Here is a 16,604-nt window from a genome sequence, read left to right as displayed (position 1 = left end):
GCTATATTTGTGTGATCCAAAAAAGAAGTTCATGCAAAGCGAAACCGAAACTAAAGAATCGATTTCTTACGAAGATTTTAAAACTCAGGTTTTAGAAGATTACAAAGTTGCCGTAACGAGCCGCGAATGTAGCTTACTGGGAAGACGAGAAGTACTTACCGGGAAAGCCAAATTTGGGATTTTTGGAGACGGAAAAGAATTGCCGCAGCTGGCTATGGCTAAAAGCTTTAAAAATGGTGATTTTAGATCTGGTTACTACCGCGACCAAACTTTTATGATGGCAATCGACGCCCTAAGCATCGAAAACTTTTTCGCCGGGCTTTATGCCGATACCGATATTGCTAACGAACCAATGTCTGCCGGCCGCCAAATGGGTGGTCACTTTATTTCTCATAACATTAATGAAGACGGAAGCTGGAAAAATTTGATGCAGCAGAAAAATTCTAGTGCAGATATTTCTCCAACTGCCGGCCAAATGCCAAGATTGTTAGGCTTAGCACAGGCTTCTAAAATTTACAGACATGTTGATGGTATAGATGCTGAAAAATTTTCGGAGAACGGGAACGAGATCGCATGGGGTACTATTGGAAATGCGAGTACCAGTGAAGGGCATTTTTGGGAAACTGTAAACGCTGCAGGTGTTTTACAAGTACCAATGGTACTAAGTGTTTGGGATGATGAATATGGGATTTCTGTACATGCGAAACATCAAACTACAAAAGAGAGTATTTCTGAAGTCTTAAAAGGTTTCCAACGCGATGAAGATCAAAACAATGGTTACGAGATCATCGTTGTAAATGGTTGGGATTATGTAGCACTTGTTGAAGCTTACGATAAAGCGCAACAAATCGCAAGAACAGAGCATTGCCCTGTTCTTATCCATGTCGTTGAATTAACACAACCGCAGGGACATTCTACTTCAGGTTCTCATGAGCGTTATAAAAGTGATAAACGTCTTGCATGGGAGAAGGAATACGATTGTAACGTAAAATTTAGAGAGTGGATCATAGATAATGGCTTCAGTACTCCTGAGGAAATAGAACAGCTCGATAAAGATATTAAACGCGAAGTTAGAGAAGGTAAAAAGCGTGCCTGGAATGCTTACTTAAATCCTAATAAGGATAAGCAGAAAGAATTGCTTCAAATTCTTAATAATATCGCCAAGAACAGTGATGCTGCCGAAAGTTTAAAGCCACTAATTAAAAAATTAAATAGCACTAAAGAACCATTAAAAAAGGATGTCCTTTCTTTAGCAAGAAAAACGCTACGTTATATTACTAATTATAGCGGAGAAGATAAAAATGAGCTTATAAGCTGGATCAACAATTTTAACGACCAGTCTTTCGATGAATATAGTAGTCACTTATATAGCACCAACAAAGCTATAGACACAGAAGTTTTACCGGTATATGCTGATGAAGCTAAAATGGTAGATGCGCGAATCGTGATTAGAGATAATTTTGATAAGATCTTTGAAACGCGTCCAGAAACCTTAATTTTTGGAGAAGATGCTGGTGAAATTGGTGATGTAAATCAGGGCTTAGAAGGTCTTCAAAAAAAATATGGATCTTACCGTGTTGCTGATACCGGAATTCGCGAAGCCACGATCCTGGGACAGGGAATTGGTCTTTCGCTAAGAGGTTTACGCCCTATTGCAGAAATTCAGTATTTAGATTACGTAATGTATGCCTTACAAACTATTAGTGACGATCTTTCTACTTTACATTACAGAACTAAAGGAAAGCAGAAAAACCCATTAATCGTAAGAACACGAGGACATCGATTAGAAGGAATTTGGCACAGTGGTTCTCAACTTGGTGGGATTTTAAATTTAATTCGTGGAGTTTTTGTGCTGGTACCAAGAAACATGACAAAAGCTGCCGGCTTCTACAATAATTTACTCGATCTGGATAATCCTGCTTTAATTGTAGAATGTCTTAATGGTTATCGTTTAAAGGAACGTTTACCAGAAAACCTTGGAGAATTTAAAACCCCAATTGGTAAAGTAGAAACCCTTAGAGAAGGTAAGGATATAACGTTAGTTTCTTATGGCTCGACACTAAGAATAATTGAACAAACCGCTGATGAACTACTTGCCGAAGCGGGTATAGATGTTGAAATTATCGATGTTCAGTCTCTGATTCCTTTCGATACTGCTAAAGATATTGTTGAAAGCGTAAAGAAAACAAATCGCTTACTGGTTATCGATGAAGATGTACCAGGCGGTGCTTCTTCCTATATTCTTCAAAAAATCTTAGAAGAGCAGGATGCATGGCGATATTTAGATAGTAAGCCACAAACGCTAACTGCTAAAGAACATCGCCCGGCTTATGGTAGTGATGGTGATTATTTCTCTAAACCGTCACATGAAGATGTTTTTGAAAAAGTTTACGCTATTATGCATGAAAGCAATCCCAAGAAATTCCCAAAATTGATGTAAAAATCATCAATTTTCAATAATAACAGAGCCGTTAATTTTTAGCGGCTTTTTATATTCCTAAAGTTAGCTGGTCTTTTACCTTATGATAACGAAAGCAGGCTTTTATACATTCCTTTAATTCGGTTTCGGGAACTATATCATTTATTCTAAAGATGATGGCTCTTTTGCCCTCAAATTGAAATTTTTGACCAAAAATTAACCTAAAAGTATCTACCAATCTAGTAGTACATTGAAAATATAATGCATATTGATCTGGTGCTTTTGTTTTCCAATCCATACGTAATGTACTTCCATTTTTTGTAACATAACTTGGTTCTCCCCATTTAAGAGTTTCTTCCAAAACAGCTACATCCTTCATTTCTTCTGCTGTTTCGATAACCAATTCTCGAAGTTTTCGCATTTTATCTTGAACGAAGTCCGGATAATTCTCAAAAGCCGCATTTACTCTTGCATCTGTATTTAATATCATCTCTCTCATTTAAACTTTTTAAATGTACGCAGAAATTTATTTCACTTTGAATTTTTTTAAGTGATTTAATATTGTGGCGGTATTATGTATACCTAAACTACTTCAGGGCAACTTGTGATGGCTTTGTTTAAAAAGCATCTTTATTTTGAAAAATTTAGATAGATATCGCGACTGAAACAATTAAAACAGAAATTCTTGATGACCTATAATTCCAAGAAAAGGCCAAGTATTAAAAATAGAATTTTAGAACTTTTATCGAAATTGCTTAGGTTTATTTTTTTGAAGAGCATTTTCTACGATTTCTAAGATTCTTTTTTGCCTGGTCTTTTCTCTCTTAGCCAAACTCACCCAGTATAAAATTGATTTTTTGTCTGATTTACTTATACTTTCAAAATATTCCAAAGTTCCTTCATTTTTGGAAAATTCCAGCATTAAGTCATTTGGAATCTCAAGATTTTCAATATCATCCAAAAATGTCCAGGAACCATTTTCTTTCGCAATTTCAATACTTGCCAACCCGGCTTCAGCCATAAGTCCATTATCGATTAATTTTTGAATCTTTTCTTTATTGACTTTAGACCAATTACTTTTAGCTTTTCGCTTTGTAAAATATTGTTTATACTTCTCGTTATCAGTTGTCTTTTTTGTACTATCGATCCAACCAAAACAAAGAGATTCATCTACAGATTCACTCCAACTTAAATTATACTTAGTGGAAGTTTTTCTATAAAAGATTAACCATACTGCATTTTTATCAACGTGGTTTCGCTTGAGCCAGTTTCTCCATTCTTCTTTATTTTTAGGACAAAACTCCTCAGCTTCTTTCATTTTTTATCTTTGTTTTTTTCGAAAATATCCGGAGTCCAATTCTACGAATTTGGCGCTCTTACATCCAGGCTATATTGGTTCGTTCTATAGCATAAAGACAATAGTTCATTTTGTGCAAAATCGTCTTATCTACGGCTCTAAATGTAATATCACCTGCAGCATTGTGAAAAACAATATGTACCAAATTTCGCTTTTTATACCATAAAGGTTGTTTTACTGTTATTCCCTGTAATTTGTAGATTTCCACGATTTCGATGGTCTCATCCCAGGCAGAATAAGATTTTGTAATAAACTCCTCTCCTATTTTTAAACTAAGCGAGTTATATATTCTGAATTGAAAAACTGCATAAATCAATAAATACGCTGAAGCTACTAAAATCCACCACTGAAATTCGATAAAATTAGTGAAGTATTGCAGGATCCCGGTCGCAATCACTGGTATCGCGCCAATAATCAAACGCCGTGATAATTCTACCCAATGTGGTTTAAAAATAGTTCCAGATTCGGTTTTTGAAGACTGATAAAGAAAGGATTTTATCTTCTGAATGGTATCTTTTTCCAATCCCGGAATCTGAATCACGCTTTTCTTATCATTATCTTCGCTACTAGCCACCCATAAACCGGCTTTATACAAATTTAAGTGTCTTTGTATTGGATTGGTGACGATCTTTAAAATCTGAACTCGAATGGGTTTTAAGGAAACTCGCGTATTGGTACGCAAGCCCATTTGCAGGTCTAAACTACTTTTGGTTTGTGTAAGATTAAGATTGAAATATTTAATAAAAACCTCAGCAGTTGTAATAAAAATACTTAATACGAGCAGTAAAAAAATAAGCCCGGAAATAAACAAAATCGACTCGGTTGCTACACCGCCTATATCTTTAGTAAACTGCGATTCCCACTCTGATGTTTCTTCTTTAAAAAACTGATTCAGCTCATTGAAAATCGTAGAAATAAACACAAAAATAAGTCCGAAACCTCTAAAGAAATTACTACTTAAACCTGTTTTGATTAAGGTTGCCAAGCTTAAACGATACGTCCATTTTTCTTCCTGAGATTTTTCAGTTTTAGCTTCAGTATTAATTTGAGTCTCATCTAAAATTTCAGCGTCTTCATTCCCTCCCTCTTTCAGGCTGTTTAAAATATCAGCGAGTTGATTCGCATCTTCAGTATTCACCGCTTTAATCTCAACTTCCTTTTGCTTGCTTCCAGCAGTATCTACAACCAAACTATAAACTCCGGCTAATCGCTGCAAAATTCCCCTTTTAAAGTTTACCTGCTGAATTTTATCAAAAGGAATCGACACAAAATCCGAGCTAAAAACGCCCTTTTTCAGAATAAATTCTTCAGCTTCGTAATCGATATGAAAAAGGAATTTTCGATAATCAAAATAACTATAGATGGCGACTAAAACAACGATCACAGAAACTCCTAGAACGATGTAGAGTAAAATATCTCCCTCTGGTCTTTTGAATATAAAATAGGCAAAAGCTGCCCAAAATCCCCTGATGAGTTTATAAAGTGTAGAAGTGAAAATGAGTAAAATTCCCACTGCAGATTGCCGTTGCGGTATGCTAAAAGCCTTAGACATTTTCGTTGGCAATTTTACCTGCCAGGGCTTCTTTAAGCTTTTCGGCAACTGTTGGATCTAAACCGGGAATCTTTACATCGCTACCGCTTCCACCGGCAGTGAAAATTTTAAGGGTTGAAAGAGCCAACCACTTATCTAAAACACTGCGATTTATAGATACATGCTGAATCCTGTTGAAAGAAACCACCGTAGTTTTACTTAACAAAAATCCGCGTTTATAAATTAGATCTTTTTCTCTTATCGCATAAGCGTAGCGCGACTGTTTTTTGATGAAATTGAAAACCACAAATATTAAAAACAGAATTAAAATTCCGCTAATTATACCTCCAACCAAAATTTCATCTTGAAAATACATAAAAACACTAAAAGCAATAACGATTACAAACCAAACACCTGTTTGCAACAAATGTTTGGTTAATAGTTTTTTACGAACAGGATTAAGGCTTACCTGCTCAAAATCTGGCAGTGTAGCTATATCGATCGTATTATTGCTGAATGGTGTCTCTACGGAATCCATTTTTTCTCGAAATTTGGCTTTCTTTTTTCCAAAAATGCGTTACGGCCTTCTTTAGCTTCATCTGTCATATAAGCTAAACGTGTGGCTTCGCCAGCAAAAACCTGTTGTCCTACCATTCCATCATCAGTTAAATTCATGGCAAACTTTAGCATTTTAATTGAAGTTGGTGATTTTGCAAGAATCTCCTGCGCCCACTCGTAAGCGGTATCTTCTAATTCTTCATGCGGAATCACAGCATTTACCATTCCCATTTCGTAAGCTTCCTGCGCTGAATAATTTCGGCCTAAAAAGAAAATCTCACGAGCCTTCTTTTGCCCGACCATTTTCGCTAAATAAGCAGATCCATAACCTGCATCGAAACTGGTAACATCTGCATCTGTTTGTTTAAAGATCGCATGTTCTTTACTCGCCAAAGTGATATCACAAACTACGTGCAAACTGTGACCACCACCAACAGCCCAGCCGGGCACTACGCAAATTACCGCTTTTGGCATAAAACGAATTAAACGCTGTACTTCTAAAATATTTAAACGGTGATATCCATCTTCTCCTACATATCCCTGGTGACCTCTGGCTTTCTGATCGCCACCACTACAAAAAGAATACACGCCATCTTTTGGTGAAGGTCCTTCTGCAGAAAGTAGCACAGCACCTATAGAAGTATCTTCGTGCGCATCTTGAAAAGCATCTAATAATTCGCTGGTTGTCTTTGGCCTAAACGCATTACGAACTTCTGGACGGTTAAATGCAATTCTTGCAACACCATTACTCTTTTTATAAGTGATATCGTCGTATTCCTTAACTGTTTTCCAGTCGGCTTTTTCCATATTATAAAATTTATGAAGTAAAAATAAGGTTTTGCGCGCAGTTTATAAAGTGAAAGTTTACAGTATGATATTTAAGAGCTTTCAGCTTTCATCGATTAGTATTTTAATTCAGAAATGAATATTAAATCTGGTCTCCTCTCTATTTTCTAAAAGCGCATAGATTTATTTTCTTAAAAAAGGCCATAAAAAAACCCGGTTATAAAAACCAGGTTTTTAATTTTAGAATTTTAGCTTTTACTGCATATATTTTGCCATAATCGACTGAAGCTCCATACCCCATTGCTGACCTACGGTCATCGCTTTTTGCATAACTTTTGGAGTCGTATCTACCATTTTCTTCCCGACTGGTGTGTCGTAGAAAGCAAGAATTTCGTCTAACTCCTCTTCTGTGAACTCTTCACGATAAATCTCAGCTAATTTTACATAAAGACCTTTAAGGCTCGCTTTAAGTTCTTTTTTAAAATCTTCACGGTTTCCTTCTGGAATTTGATTTACGATAGGCTCGCTAATGATCTCGAATTGTTGCCCAGAGGTTAATTCGATTAATTTTACTGCTTTTTTCTGAAAAGAATCTCCTTCTATTTCCTGTGCAAAAGCGCTGGTTCCTAAAATTACAAATAGGATAAATACTAACTTTTTCATGATTAGGTTTGGTGTTTATATTCGCGACTAAAGTAGCTTTATTTTTTAAATTCGAAGTTTTTAGCAGGAATTTTAATTTCTCTTGAATTAATTTCCGTAGGTGTCGTTATAGTATTCTGTTGCCATTTGGTAAGCTTCCTTTCTTGAGCGAATCTTAGCATCATCTTTTACAGGATCGATCTTAATTTTTTCTTCTGGATTCAGCATAATTTCAGTAGCTATAATAGAAAACTCTTCCTTGTCTATTCTTAAGATCAAGCCTGGAAGCCCATTATAATTATGTGGCCCAAATTGCAATGGGATTTCTGGTGCAAACCAGGCAACAACAGGTTCTTCTTCAATCTTCCCATCACGCAGATATTTTTTTTCGATGCCCTCAGCTTTAAAGCATTTGTAATCTCCAATTTCTTTGCTCTCGTTTTTTACTTCCCAGCTTATCTCCTCATAATTTAAAAGCCCCATCATTGAAGTTTTTTTAATGATCTTTTTGTCATCTAGATTTACATAAAAATCACTAGTTCCTGCCTTACTTCCGATTTTCACGGTATTTCTATTTTCATTTTCAAGATGTTCAACATAATGAAGATAGGATTCCTGACCCTTAAAATGAAGTTCGTAATTGTCTTCTTCAGCATTTAAGTACATTTCCACGACACCTTTTCTAATCTCTGGAGCAACATCTTTTTTCTTCTTGAATTCTTCTAAAAATTTATTCCTGAAATCTTCATTTATTACTCCTTTATATTTTACTATTCCTGAGGTTTGCTGGGCATACACCGAATTTAAACCGAATAATAAAATTAATACTATCGAGAAATAGCCTAATATTTTCATGATGAGTTGATGATTAATAGTTAGAAAGAAATTGGAATATATAAAATATCTAAGCATAAGAATCTAATTATCAGATTTATTTTAAAAAATTCGGCCTCGAATTTTAAATTTGTGTACTAAAAATCAACAATATCGGTTATCTATAAAAATTTGATTCTTAATTTTGAATTTAGCGCTGTCTGTTTTAAGTTTAGCATAATTTTTGAAACAGGTTTTAGAAACGTCCAGGTTTAATGAAACATCTTCTTAGCATCCTTTTTCTACTAACGATAAACACGGTATCATTCGCGCAGGAAATCTCTGCAAAAGAAACTGTTGTTTTAGAACTAGATCAAGACAAATTTCTACCACCGGTGCTAACCGATCTAAGACCCAATCAATTTTTAGTTTACGATCCTAATTTGCCAAGCGGTACTTTTATTGGTGTACAAAACGAACGTGAAGAATTTGATATGGTAGGCATTATTCGCGAAGAAAATCGACAAAGAGAACTGGCAAAAGCCAAACGCCTGGCCAATATTAGTTTACCACAAACAGAACCAAAGGAAGAAAAAGCAATTCAGCTTACAGGTAACAACCAGCAGGACCAGTTGAATACCGGCATTAATAACTTCAATAATAACAATACTAATTTTAGTAGTAATCCTTTTCACCGCTATCACAACTCATTGTATAATTCTACAATGAATAGTATGTATTCAAGACCCTATTCTTATCGCCGTAGTAGCAGATATTATTACTAAAAAATCAAAAGAACTTAATTTTTCAGGTAAATTCCGTCTTCTTTTATATCGATTTGGCGTTGTTTATAAAGATTTCCAGCAGCACGTTTAAAACTCTTTTTACTCATTTTAAACACGGCTTTTATTTTTTCAGGCGAAGATTTATCTGTGATATTTAAAAATCCGTTTTGATTTTGCAGTTCATCTAAAATTGCCTGCGCATTTGGCTCTATACTTCTGTAACCAGGACGTTGCAGCGTAACATCGATCTTGCCGTCTTTTCGAGTTTTCTTTATAAATCCTTTAATACGGTCGCCAATTTCTATGGGCTGAAAAACATCATCGTTATACACCAGGCCTAAATGAATTTCATTGATGATCACGTTATAGCCAAGATCTGTTTTATTGCTCACGATAAGATCTACTTCTTCGAAAGGTTTTATTGTAAGATCTGAATTGTCTAAATAAGCATGAACTTTACTTGAAGCTACCAACCGATTTGTGTCTTCATCTAAATAGCAAAAGATCAAATAACGATGTCCTTTTTGCATAGGATACACCTGTTCTTTAAACGGAACAAAAAGATGTTTCTCTAATCCCCAATCTAAAAAAGCACCAAAATCTGTGGTTTCTACACATTCTAAAAAGGCAAATTCGTCTAATTTCACGTAAGGTTCTAAAGTAGTTGCCACCGGACGCTCTGAATGATCCAGGTACACAAAAACCTCAATTTCATCTTCTAATTGAAATTCCTTCGGAATATATTTATTAGGTAATAAAACCTCGTCTCCTTCAGCATTCTTAAGAAACAAACCAGGTTCGGTTTCACGATCAATAATTAAACGATGATTTTCGCCAATATTCAGCATAACATAAATTTAGATGACAAAGATACTTTATAATTTCAGGGGAATGCAAAAAAAGAATCCGCTTCCTGAAAATAGAAAGCGGATTCGATCCTGACTAATCTATGAGATTAGGCAAATACAGACTCTTTTTTAAAATGTTTGGTTAGCAAATAATATAATGTTGCTCTATATTTATTTCGGTTTGATTTACCGTATTTCTCCAGCATTGCATTTATACCAACATCAAGTTTACTATCGTTAGGTAATCCTAATTTCTTGATCAAAAAGTTTTGTTTTACCGTTTCTAACTCATCTTCGCTACTTGCTGAAACCGTTTCAGCATCACTTCTAAAAACTACAGGGCCTAAAGATTCGGTTATGCTACGAATAAGTGCCACATCTGGCTCCTCTCCTACCTTTTCTTTAATATCCTGAATATACTTTCCTACTTTTTCATCGGTTTTGGTACTCATAATTTTGTTTTTGGTTTTTTCGAATTTACATAGAAACATTCCTAAACTCACCTAACAGAATCATAAGAAAGCTTACTGAAAATTTAAAATTTAAGCGGAAAACAAAGAATTTGTTAAATAATCTAGTTTACAGTTAACGGTTTACAGTCTGCTTTCTGATTGGGCATAAAATCTTAGCTGTTAATTGGTTAGTAATCTTTTGGAGATGACAGATAAAGCGATCTAATTAAATTATTTCATATAACTAGAATACTCAAGTAAATCTTTATTTGACTTTACTATCTGAATATTTATGAAGCAATCTTTACGGAATTTGAATTATAATTTTCCATGTTAATTGCACGGGTATCCTTGAAGCAAATCTGGTTTTAAAAAAAACTTCCAATTGTAACAAAAGAACAAATTGCTAATGCCAAAACACTAATTGCTAAATAGTAATTCTTTTGATTTTTTCTTAAATAATTTATCCCGATGACTAAAAAAATAATTTGTGCAATAAGAAATGGTATGGTCAAGATTTCTCTAAAAACTCTAATTAAAGCATAGTCTACTTTATAGATGTTTGTCAACCAAATCAAAATGAAATAAAATACAATTGCAAAATTGACAAGAATCAATTTTCTATCCGTAGTAAATTTCTTCATTTTGTTTGGTTATAAATGAGTTTTACAATGAATGCTCCCAGCGGATTATTTCATATAACTAAAATATTCGAGTAAAACTTTATCGTTGACTTTACGCGGAGTAAAAATCTCTAAAATCTTAGGACGCTCTGAAGCTTCAAAAAATGTACTTAACGAATGACTAATTTCAATTTCTGAAGAAGCAGAATCATATTCAAAATTGTACATTTTCGCCAGTTGTTCTGCTTTTAAATCGTGAACGGTTTCAAAAAAAGTATCGAATTGTTCGCTATTCTTATTACCGGGAAGAATTCTAAAAATTCCGCCACCAGAGTTATTCAGAATAATAATCCTAAAATTAGCAGGTAAATATTTATTCCAAAGCGCATTGCTATCGTAAAAGAAACTAAGATCACCTGTTACCATCAAAACTGGATCTTCACTCGCCATCGCAGAACCTGCAGCGGTAGAAATACTACCGTCTATACCACTGGTACCGCGATTACAAAAAATTCGTAGCGAAGGATTCCATTTAAATAATTGCGCATAACGAATCGTTGAACTGTTGGCCAGTTGCATGATATAATGATCTGGCACCTTTGGCACCAATAATTGCATGGCTTTTAGATCTGAATATGGAATTTCGTCCATATACGCATCATGGCGCACCTGGCGTTTTGCGCGTATATTTTTCCAAAATTCGCCATAATCACTATCCATTTTTGTGGTAAGCGGAAAGAAATCTGTAAAGAAGTCGTTTACCGAAGTTTCAAAATGCTTGTTTAAGCAAAAGAAAGTATTGTACGCCTTTTTAGAATCGACGTGCCAGTGATGTTTTGGATTATAATTCCGTAGAAAAGCTTTTATTTTTTTAGAAACGATCATTCCACCAAACGTCAACAAAATATCTGGTCGCAAAGCTTCAAAAAGCTCCTGCATATTTTCGTCTTTTTCTATAGGCCCAATTATGGTATCGATCCTGGTAAAAAATTCGTCGTGATGTAGATTAGAGGTTGTTTCTGTAAAAACAATAACAGAGTCGTCTTTAGCTAATTTTTCAAGGAATTTTTGCTCTACCACGTTTGGTTGCGCTGCTCCAACGATCACCATTTTTCGTTTGGCTTTATTCCAAATTTCAGCGTAAGGTAAAAGCTCTTCTTTCGAATAATGTCTTTTGGTGATTTCTGGAAAGATCTCGATAGGATTTACCTCGATATTTTCAACCGTATCGTAAAGCGGTTCGTAAAAAGGTACATTAATATGTACCGGTCCTTTTTCTTCTATGGCTTTATTTAAGGCTAAATTGATCTCACGCTCATTATGCTTTTGCGCTTCCCACTGTTTCTGCTGAAGTTTTTTGTCGATCGCTTCAGACTCTAAAACCAACTCAGAATATAAATTTGCTGAATAGAGAATATGATTTTCGTACACATTCTTTTGCCTGATGGTTTGCCCGTCTCCAATATCTATACGTTCAATTGGTCGATCTGCTGAAATAACCACCAGCGGAATATCACTATAAAAAGCCTCTGAAATAGCCGGATAATAATTAAGCAATGCTGAACCAGAACTACAAACGAGCGCAACCGGCTGCTGTAATTGCTGCGCCATTCCCAGGGCTACGAAAGCTGCACAACGTTCATCTACGATGCTGTAAGCATTTATCTCTGGATGATGCGTAAAACCAATAGTTAAAGGCGCATTTCTTGAGCCTGGAGAAATTACAACGTGTTTTATATTTTTTGAAACGCAAAGTGAAACCACATTACGTGCAACAGGTATTTTAGAATACTTCACAAAGTTTATTTTTTGCGAGCGCAAGTTTCTGAAGGAAATTAGGAAAACTTCAGCGCAACATAATTTTACCTCAAAATTACGATTTACGCCAGACTTCCATAGTGCCTTTAAAAAGTATTTAACGGATTATTTGATGAAGACAATTTAGTCGAACCTGAAAGTTTTTAAAACCTGTGAGGTTTATTCATTTTCAATTTAGTCCTAATTGACTAAAACCGACTTAATCGTATAGCTTTTGTTCACCGTTTCTTCCCACTCGGCCGCCGGGTTAGAATCTGCTGTGATACCACCGCCAATAAATATTTCAGCTTTACCTTCAGTTAACTTCATACACCTAAGATTCACGAAAATTTGCGATTGTTTTGAAATACTGGCATAGGCCTGATTTTCCTGATTTCGACGATTCGAGTTTCGTTTTACTTCCTGTTTTAGATTGATCTCACCAAGAAAACCCGAATAAAATTCGCGATCGCTGTGTTCATTTTTTAGAATGAATTCCTTTGCGTTTTCTCTTGGGAAACCACAAACAGCCGGAGTTGGATGTAGACTTTCCAATAGATTCGATAAATTATCGTTGTCTAAGACTCCTGAAATATCGGTACGAATATGCAATAAATTCCCTGCCTTTACGGTATAAGGATCACTTAGATTTATTTCTCCGGCAGCTACTTTAAAATCCTTTAATTTTTGTACAATCTCGTCTGAAACGATTTGTTGCTCCTCAACTTCTTTTGGTGTCCATGCCGCTTCATCGATGGTTCCTTTAAAAGCCTGCGTTCCTGCAAGCGCCATGGTTTTAAAGCGATTTCGCTCTACTTTCACCAAAGTTTCAGGGGTAGCTCCAATCCAAATACCACTTTCAGGATGCGACCAGATATAGCAAAATGCTTTTGGATAATTTTCGAGTACATTTTTAAAGATCGAAAGTACTGAAAGTTGCGTTGGGTTTTGTTCCTTTCTGGCCAAAACCACTTTTTTCATACTTCCCGATTTAATTTCTGCGATCCCTTTTGCCACTAATGCTTCATGCTGCTTTTGAGCTTCGGTATTAGTGATTTCAGGAATATATTCCGAAGTTTCTGTAGCAGGCTTCTCGGATTTATATTCCGTAGAAATAACTTCAGAATTCGCTTCAGGAATTAATAAACTTTTTGTTCCGCAGAAATCAGAAAAAACAAATCCGCTTTCAGAAAAATCGGTCGTTGTATACGATTGCTTATCCTTTTGTAAAAATGCTTTGATCACATTTTCATCTGGTTTTCGATAAGCGACAAATGCTAAATTTTTATTGATATGATCTTCTAACGCGTTAAAAAACGCCATCGCCTGCATCATGAGTTCTTTTTTGCTAATGCTATGGTAGTTAGTTTTACCAGGGAAATTAAATTATCTTGAGCATCGGTAATATGAATATTCCAAAGCTGCGTAGTTCGCCCTTTATGAATAAAGGTCGCTTTGGCAAAAACATCGCCTTCTTTTATGCTTTTAAGGTGATTGGCAGAAATTTCTATCCCACGAATCACAAAATCTTTAGTATCTAAAAAAATATAGCTCGCCGCACTCCCAACGCTCTCGGCCAAAGCCACACTCGCACCACCATGCAATACTCCATCTGGCTGATGTACTTTTGGCGTTACAGGCATTTTTGCGGTTAAAAAATCTTCGCCAACATCGATAAATTCAATATTCAAGGTTTCCATTAATGTGTTTTTACACATTTTTGCACACATTCCCAGGATTTCCTCTTTGTTCATAGCAATACGATTAATTACTTTGTAAAAGTACAAAATTGAATCTACAGCATGAGCCGCGAAAAACAGGTTTCTTACCAAATTACCAATACGTATAGCGTTTTAAACGAGTTTACCGAAAAGACGAAAAATATTTGGCTGGTTTGCCACGGCATTGGTTATTTAAGCCGATATTTTATTCGGCATTTTAATCATCTGGATGCCAGTGAGAACTACATTATCGCACCACAGGCGCAAAGCAAATACTACCTGAAATCTGATTATCGCCATGTTGGCGCCTCATGGTTGACCAGAGAAAATACTGAAGCCGATATCGAAAATGTGCTGAGCTATTTAGATGAAGTGTATGCTGAAGAAATTCTGACTAAAAAAAATATGCCTAAAACGCCTAATCTTATCATTTTGGGATACTCACAAGGAGTTTCAGTCGCTACACGGTTTTTAGCACGACGAAAAATTAAATGTGATCAATTAATTCTTCATTCAGGCAAGATTCCTTCGGAATTAAATCCTGAAGATCTAGAGTTTCTGAAAGACACTAAAGTCACTTATCTCTACGGAACCGAAGATGAATATCTAAAAAAAGGAATCATTGAAGTTGAAGAGGAACGCCTAAAAACGCTATTTCCTAATAATCTGGAAGTTTTAACCTACAACGGCGGACACGAATTTAATACCGAAATTATAGAAAAACTGAGTTGATTTGAAGATTTGAAAATGTGGTGGACAATGAGGAATTAACAGTAAACAATTATCAATAAATCATGTTTAGTTTTTCGCTGAATGCTTCTGCTAACTTTGATTAAAATTTGTCATTTCGAGCGCAACGAAGTGTAGTCGAGAAATCTTTTCTGCTGAAAGCTAAAAGCTGAGAGCTGAAACCTGCAAACTTTCCATTTTTTTCTGAATTATTTTAAATATTTTCGCCAGATATGATCTAGAACCACGATGGAATCACAGCAAATAGCAAAAAGAACAAAAAAGACTTCAATTTTAAAGAATATCGGTCCGGGGTTTTTACTTGCAGGAGCCGCAATTGGCGTTTCTCATTTGGTTCAATCTACCCGAGCCGGCGCCGATTATGGTTATATTCTTATTTGGGCCTTGTTGCTAGCTTGTATTTCTAAATATCCCTTTTTGGAATTTGGTCCTCGTTATGTCGCGGGAACCGGGAAGCATTTAATTGCCGGCTATAAACAGCTAGGTAAGATTCCGTATTATTTATTCATTTTTATTACGGTAGCCAGTATGTTTATTATCCAGGCAGCGGTAACTATCGTAACGGCAGGTTTGGCAGAACGACTTTTTAATTTCGGGCTCTCCCCTTTTACGTGGAGTTTTATCATTTTTGGAGCAAGCATAGCGTTATTGCTGATCGGGAAATATCCCGGACTAGATAAAAGTATGAAGATCATTGTAAGCTTACTTACGCTTGCAACTTTGGCAGCGGTTTGCATGGCCTTGGGAATTCAAAAAGAACCGATAGAAACTGTCGAAATTCCTTCTTTATGGACAACAGCCAGCCTGGGATTTATCATCGCTTTTATGGGATGGATGCCTATTCCATTAGATGCTGCCGTTTGGCATTCGATCTGGACTAAAGAAAAAGCGCATGAAAATAAAGAAAAACTTAATCTAAAAGGCGCTTTTTTAGATTTTAATATTGGTTATTTTTCGGCTTGTTTTATTGGAATTTTATTCTTCCTGCTAGGCGTTTTGGTGATGTTTGGAAGTGGAGAAAGTTTTAGCAGTAATAGTGTAGAATTTTCATCGCAACTTATTAATCTCTACGGAAGAACTTTAGGAGAATGGAGTAAACCGGTTATCGCCATTGCTGCTTTTGTAACAATGTTGAGCACCGTGATTACGGTCACTGATGCTTACCCAAGGGTTATTTCTGAATTATTTCACCCAGAAAATTCTATTTCTACTGAAGCTGATAATCGTAAAAAAAGATGGCAATTTTATCGAATATCGATTTTTATAATCCCTATACTTTCGTTGGCGATTCTTTATTTTACTTCGGGATCATTTACCATTTTGGTAGATTTTGCCGCTGGTTTATCATTTTTGTCTGCCCCAATTCTCGCCTGGTTTAATTATAAACTGGTTACCGGCCAGGAAATGCCAGAAACCGATAGGCCGGGTAAAAATTACAGAATATTTACGATCATTTGTTTTGTGATGCTATTGGTATTCAATATTGCCTATTTAGGCTATAATTTTTTAATGTAGAAACCAA

At 35.6% G+C, this 16,604-nt stretch carries 17 protein-coding genes; 4 read left to right on the top strand and 13 right to left on the bottom strand.

Going from position 1 to position 16,604, the window contains the following annotated elements; translation table 11 throughout:
- The first annotated feature begins 31 nt into the window (after nucleotides 1-31).
- Complete coding sequence (locus BM201_RS10040; protein WP_092542175.1) at nucleotides 32-2,440, top strand: alpha-ketoacid dehydrogenase subunit alpha/beta; 2,409 nt, start codon at nucleotides 32-34, stop codon at nucleotides 2,438-2,440.
- Between the two features lie 49 nt (nucleotides 2,441-2,489).
- Here BM201_RS10040 and BM201_RS10035 read toward each other — a convergent pair whose 3' ends face one another.
- The 7 genes from BM201_RS10035 to BM201_RS10005 form a co-directional block, all read right to left on the bottom strand.
- Nucleotides 2,490-2,918, bottom strand: coding sequence for a DUF1801 domain-containing protein (locus BM201_RS10035; RefSeq protein ID WP_092542173.1), 429 nt, complete (start codon nucleotides 2,916-2,918; stop codon nucleotides 2,490-2,492).
- Between the two features lie 243 nt (nucleotides 2,919-3,161).
- Entirely contained in the window at nucleotides 3,162-3,737 is a 576-nt protein-coding gene (locus BM201_RS10030; RefSeq protein WP_092542171.1) for a YdeI/OmpD-associated family protein, read from the bottom strand.
- Nucleotides 3,738-3,795: 58 nt separating this feature from the next.
- Entirely contained in the window at nucleotides 3,796-5,328 is a 1,533-nt protein-coding gene (locus BM201_RS10025; RefSeq protein ID WP_092542169.1) for a PH domain-containing protein, read from the bottom strand.
- Nucleotides 5,321-5,845, bottom strand: coding sequence for a PH domain-containing protein (locus BM201_RS10020; protein WP_092542167.1), 525 nt, complete (start codon nucleotides 5,843-5,845; stop codon nucleotides 5,321-5,323). Before BM201_RS10020 ends, BM201_RS10025 begins: the two co-directional genes overlap by 8 nt.
- Nucleotides 5,833-6,672: a 1,4-dihydroxy-2-naphthoyl-CoA synthase gene (locus tag BM201_RS10015; protein WP_092542165.1), complete on the bottom strand. Its 840-nt coding sequence runs from the start codon at nucleotides 6,670-6,672 to the stop codon at nucleotides 5,833-5,835. Before BM201_RS10015 ends, BM201_RS10020 begins: the two co-directional genes overlap by 13 nt.
- A gap of 234 nt (nucleotides 6,673-6,906) precedes the next feature.
- Nucleotides 6,907-7,314: a DUF2059 domain-containing protein gene (locus tag BM201_RS10010; protein WP_092542163.1), complete on the bottom strand. Its 408-nt coding sequence runs from the start codon at nucleotides 7,312-7,314 to the stop codon at nucleotides 6,907-6,909.
- 87 nt (nucleotides 7,315-7,401) lie between these two features.
- Nucleotides 7,402-8,148: a GLPGLI family protein gene (locus BM201_RS10005; protein ID WP_175487022.1), complete on the bottom strand. Its 747-nt coding sequence runs from the start codon at nucleotides 8,146-8,148 to the stop codon at nucleotides 7,402-7,404.
- 233 nt (nucleotides 8,149-8,381) lie between these two features.
- Between BM201_RS10005 and BM201_RS10000 the strand changes: the two genes are divergently transcribed.
- Nucleotides 8,382-8,891: a hypothetical protein gene (locus BM201_RS10000; protein ID WP_092542159.1), complete on the top strand. Its 510-nt coding sequence runs from the start codon at nucleotides 8,382-8,384 to the stop codon at nucleotides 8,889-8,891.
- Between the two features lie 14 nt (nucleotides 8,892-8,905).
- On the opposite strand, the gene BM201_RS09995 is transcribed toward BM201_RS10000, so the two are convergent.
- The 6 genes from BM201_RS09995 to BM201_RS09970 all read right to left on the bottom strand — a co-directional run bounded on the left by BM201_RS09995 (nucleotide 8,906) and on the right by BM201_RS09970 (nucleotide 14,365).
- Nucleotides 8,906-9,739, bottom strand: a complete 834-nt coding sequence (locus tag BM201_RS09995; protein ID WP_092542157.1) for a CvfB family protein — start codon at nucleotides 9,737-9,739, stop codon at nucleotides 8,906-8,908.
- A 107-nt stretch (nucleotides 9,740-9,846) separates the two neighbouring features.
- On the bottom strand, nucleotides 9,847-10,191 hold the full coding sequence (locus BM201_RS09990; protein WP_092542349.1) for a DUF2853 family protein: 345 nt from the start codon (nucleotides 10,189-10,191) through the stop codon (nucleotides 9,847-9,849).
- Nucleotides 10,192-10,559: 368 nt separating this feature from the next.
- Complete coding sequence (locus tag BM201_RS18185; protein WP_092542155.1) at nucleotides 10,560-10,835, bottom strand: hypothetical protein; 276 nt, start codon at nucleotides 10,833-10,835, stop codon at nucleotides 10,560-10,562.
- A 45-nt stretch (nucleotides 10,836-10,880) separates the two neighbouring features.
- Nucleotides 10,881-12,611 (bottom strand): 2-succinyl-5-enolpyruvyl-6-hydroxy-3-cyclohexene-1-carboxylic-acid synthase, encoded by a 1,731-nt coding sequence (gene menD, locus BM201_RS09980; protein ID WP_092542347.1) that lies wholly within the window; start codon nucleotides 12,609-12,611, stop codon nucleotides 10,881-10,883.
- 201 nt (nucleotides 12,612-12,812) lie between these two features.
- Entirely contained in the window at nucleotides 12,813-13,946 is a 1,134-nt protein-coding gene (locus BM201_RS09975; RefSeq protein WP_092542153.1) for a chorismate-binding protein, read from the bottom strand.
- Complete coding sequence (locus BM201_RS09970; protein ID WP_092542345.1) at nucleotides 13,943-14,365, bottom strand: PaaI family thioesterase; 423 nt, start codon at nucleotides 14,363-14,365, stop codon at nucleotides 13,943-13,945. Before BM201_RS09970 ends, BM201_RS09975 begins: the two co-directional genes overlap by 4 nt.
- A gap of 48 nt (nucleotides 14,366-14,413) precedes the next feature.
- Between BM201_RS09970 and BM201_RS09965 the strand changes: the two genes are divergently transcribed.
- A complete protein-coding gene (locus BM201_RS09965) occupies nucleotides 14,414-15,064 on the top strand; it encodes an alpha/beta hydrolase (protein ID WP_092542151.1) in 651 nt (216 codons plus the stop codon).
- 246 nt (nucleotides 15,065-15,310) lie between these two features.
- Nucleotides 15,311-16,597 (top strand): NRAMP family divalent metal transporter, encoded by a 1,287-nt coding sequence (locus BM201_RS09960; RefSeq protein ID WP_092542149.1) that lies wholly within the window; start codon nucleotides 15,311-15,313, stop codon nucleotides 16,595-16,597.
- The last annotated feature ends 7 nt before the right edge of the window (nucleotides 16,598-16,604 follow it).

The sequence above is a fragment of the Zunongwangia mangrovi genome (assembly GCF_900112105.1).
GTDB classification, from domain to species: domain Bacteria; phylum Bacteroidota; class Bacteroidia; order Flavobacteriales; family Flavobacteriaceae; genus Zunongwangia; species Zunongwangia mangrovi.
Note: the sequence above shows the minus strand (reverse complement) of the source record. Positions and strands in the feature narration are given on the sequence as shown.

Excerpts from the sequence above, each read along its gene's own strand:
- BM201_RS10040 (WP_092542175.1), top strand. The coding sequence starts at position 32 with ATGCAAAGCGAAACCGAAACTAAAGAATCGATTTCTTACGAAGATTTT.
- BM201_RS10035 (WP_092542173.1), bottom strand. The coding sequence starts at position 2,918 with ATGAGAGAGATGATATTAAATACAGATGCAAGAGTAAATGCGGCTTTT.
- BM201_RS10030 (WP_092542171.1), bottom strand. The coding sequence starts at position 3,737 with ATGAAAGAAGCTGAGGAGTTTTGTCCTAAAAATAAAGAAGAATGGAGA.
- BM201_RS10025 (WP_092542169.1), bottom strand. The coding sequence starts at position 5,328 with ATGTCTAAGGCTTTTAGCATACCGCAACGGCAATCTGCAGTGGGAATT.
- BM201_RS10020 (WP_092542167.1), bottom strand. The coding sequence starts at position 5,845 with ATGGATTCCGTAGAGACACCATTCAGCAATAATACGATCGATATAGCT.
- BM201_RS10015 (WP_092542165.1), bottom strand. The coding sequence starts at position 6,672 with ATGGAAAAAGCCGACTGGAAAACAGTTAAGGAATACGACGATATCACT.
- BM201_RS10010 (WP_092542163.1), bottom strand. The coding sequence starts at position 7,314 with ATGAAAAAGTTAGTATTTATCCTATTTGTAATTTTAGGAACCAGCGCT.
- BM201_RS10005 (WP_175487022.1), bottom strand. The coding sequence starts at position 8,148 with ATGAAAATATTAGGCTATTTCTCGATAGTATTAATTTTATTATTCGGT.
- BM201_RS10000 (WP_092542159.1), top strand. The coding sequence starts at position 8,382 with ATGAAACATCTTCTTAGCATCCTTTTTCTACTAACGATAAACACGGTA.
- BM201_RS09995 (WP_092542157.1), bottom strand. The coding sequence starts at position 9,739 with ATGCTGAATATTGGCGAAAATCATCGTTTAATTATTGATCGTGAAACC.
- BM201_RS09990 (WP_092542349.1), bottom strand. The coding sequence starts at position 10,191 with ATGAGTACCAAAACCGATGAAAAAGTAGGAAAGTATATTCAGGATATT.
- BM201_RS18185 (WP_092542155.1), bottom strand. The coding sequence starts at position 10,835 with ATGAAGAAATTTACTACGGATAGAAAATTGATTCTTGTCAATTTTGCA.
- BM201_RS09975 (WP_092542153.1), bottom strand. The coding sequence starts at position 13,946 with ATGATGCAGGCGATGGCGTTTTTTAACGCGTTAGAAGATCATATCAAT.
- BM201_RS09970 (WP_092542345.1), bottom strand. The coding sequence starts at position 14,365 with ATGAACAAAGAGGAAATCCTGGGAATGTGTGCAAAAATGTGTAAAAAC.
- BM201_RS09965 (WP_092542151.1), top strand. The coding sequence starts at position 14,414 with ATGAGCCGCGAAAAACAGGTTTCTTACCAAATTACCAATACGTATAGC.
- BM201_RS09960 (WP_092542149.1), top strand. The coding sequence starts at position 15,311 with ATGGAATCACAGCAAATAGCAAAAAGAACAAAAAAGACTTCAATTTTA.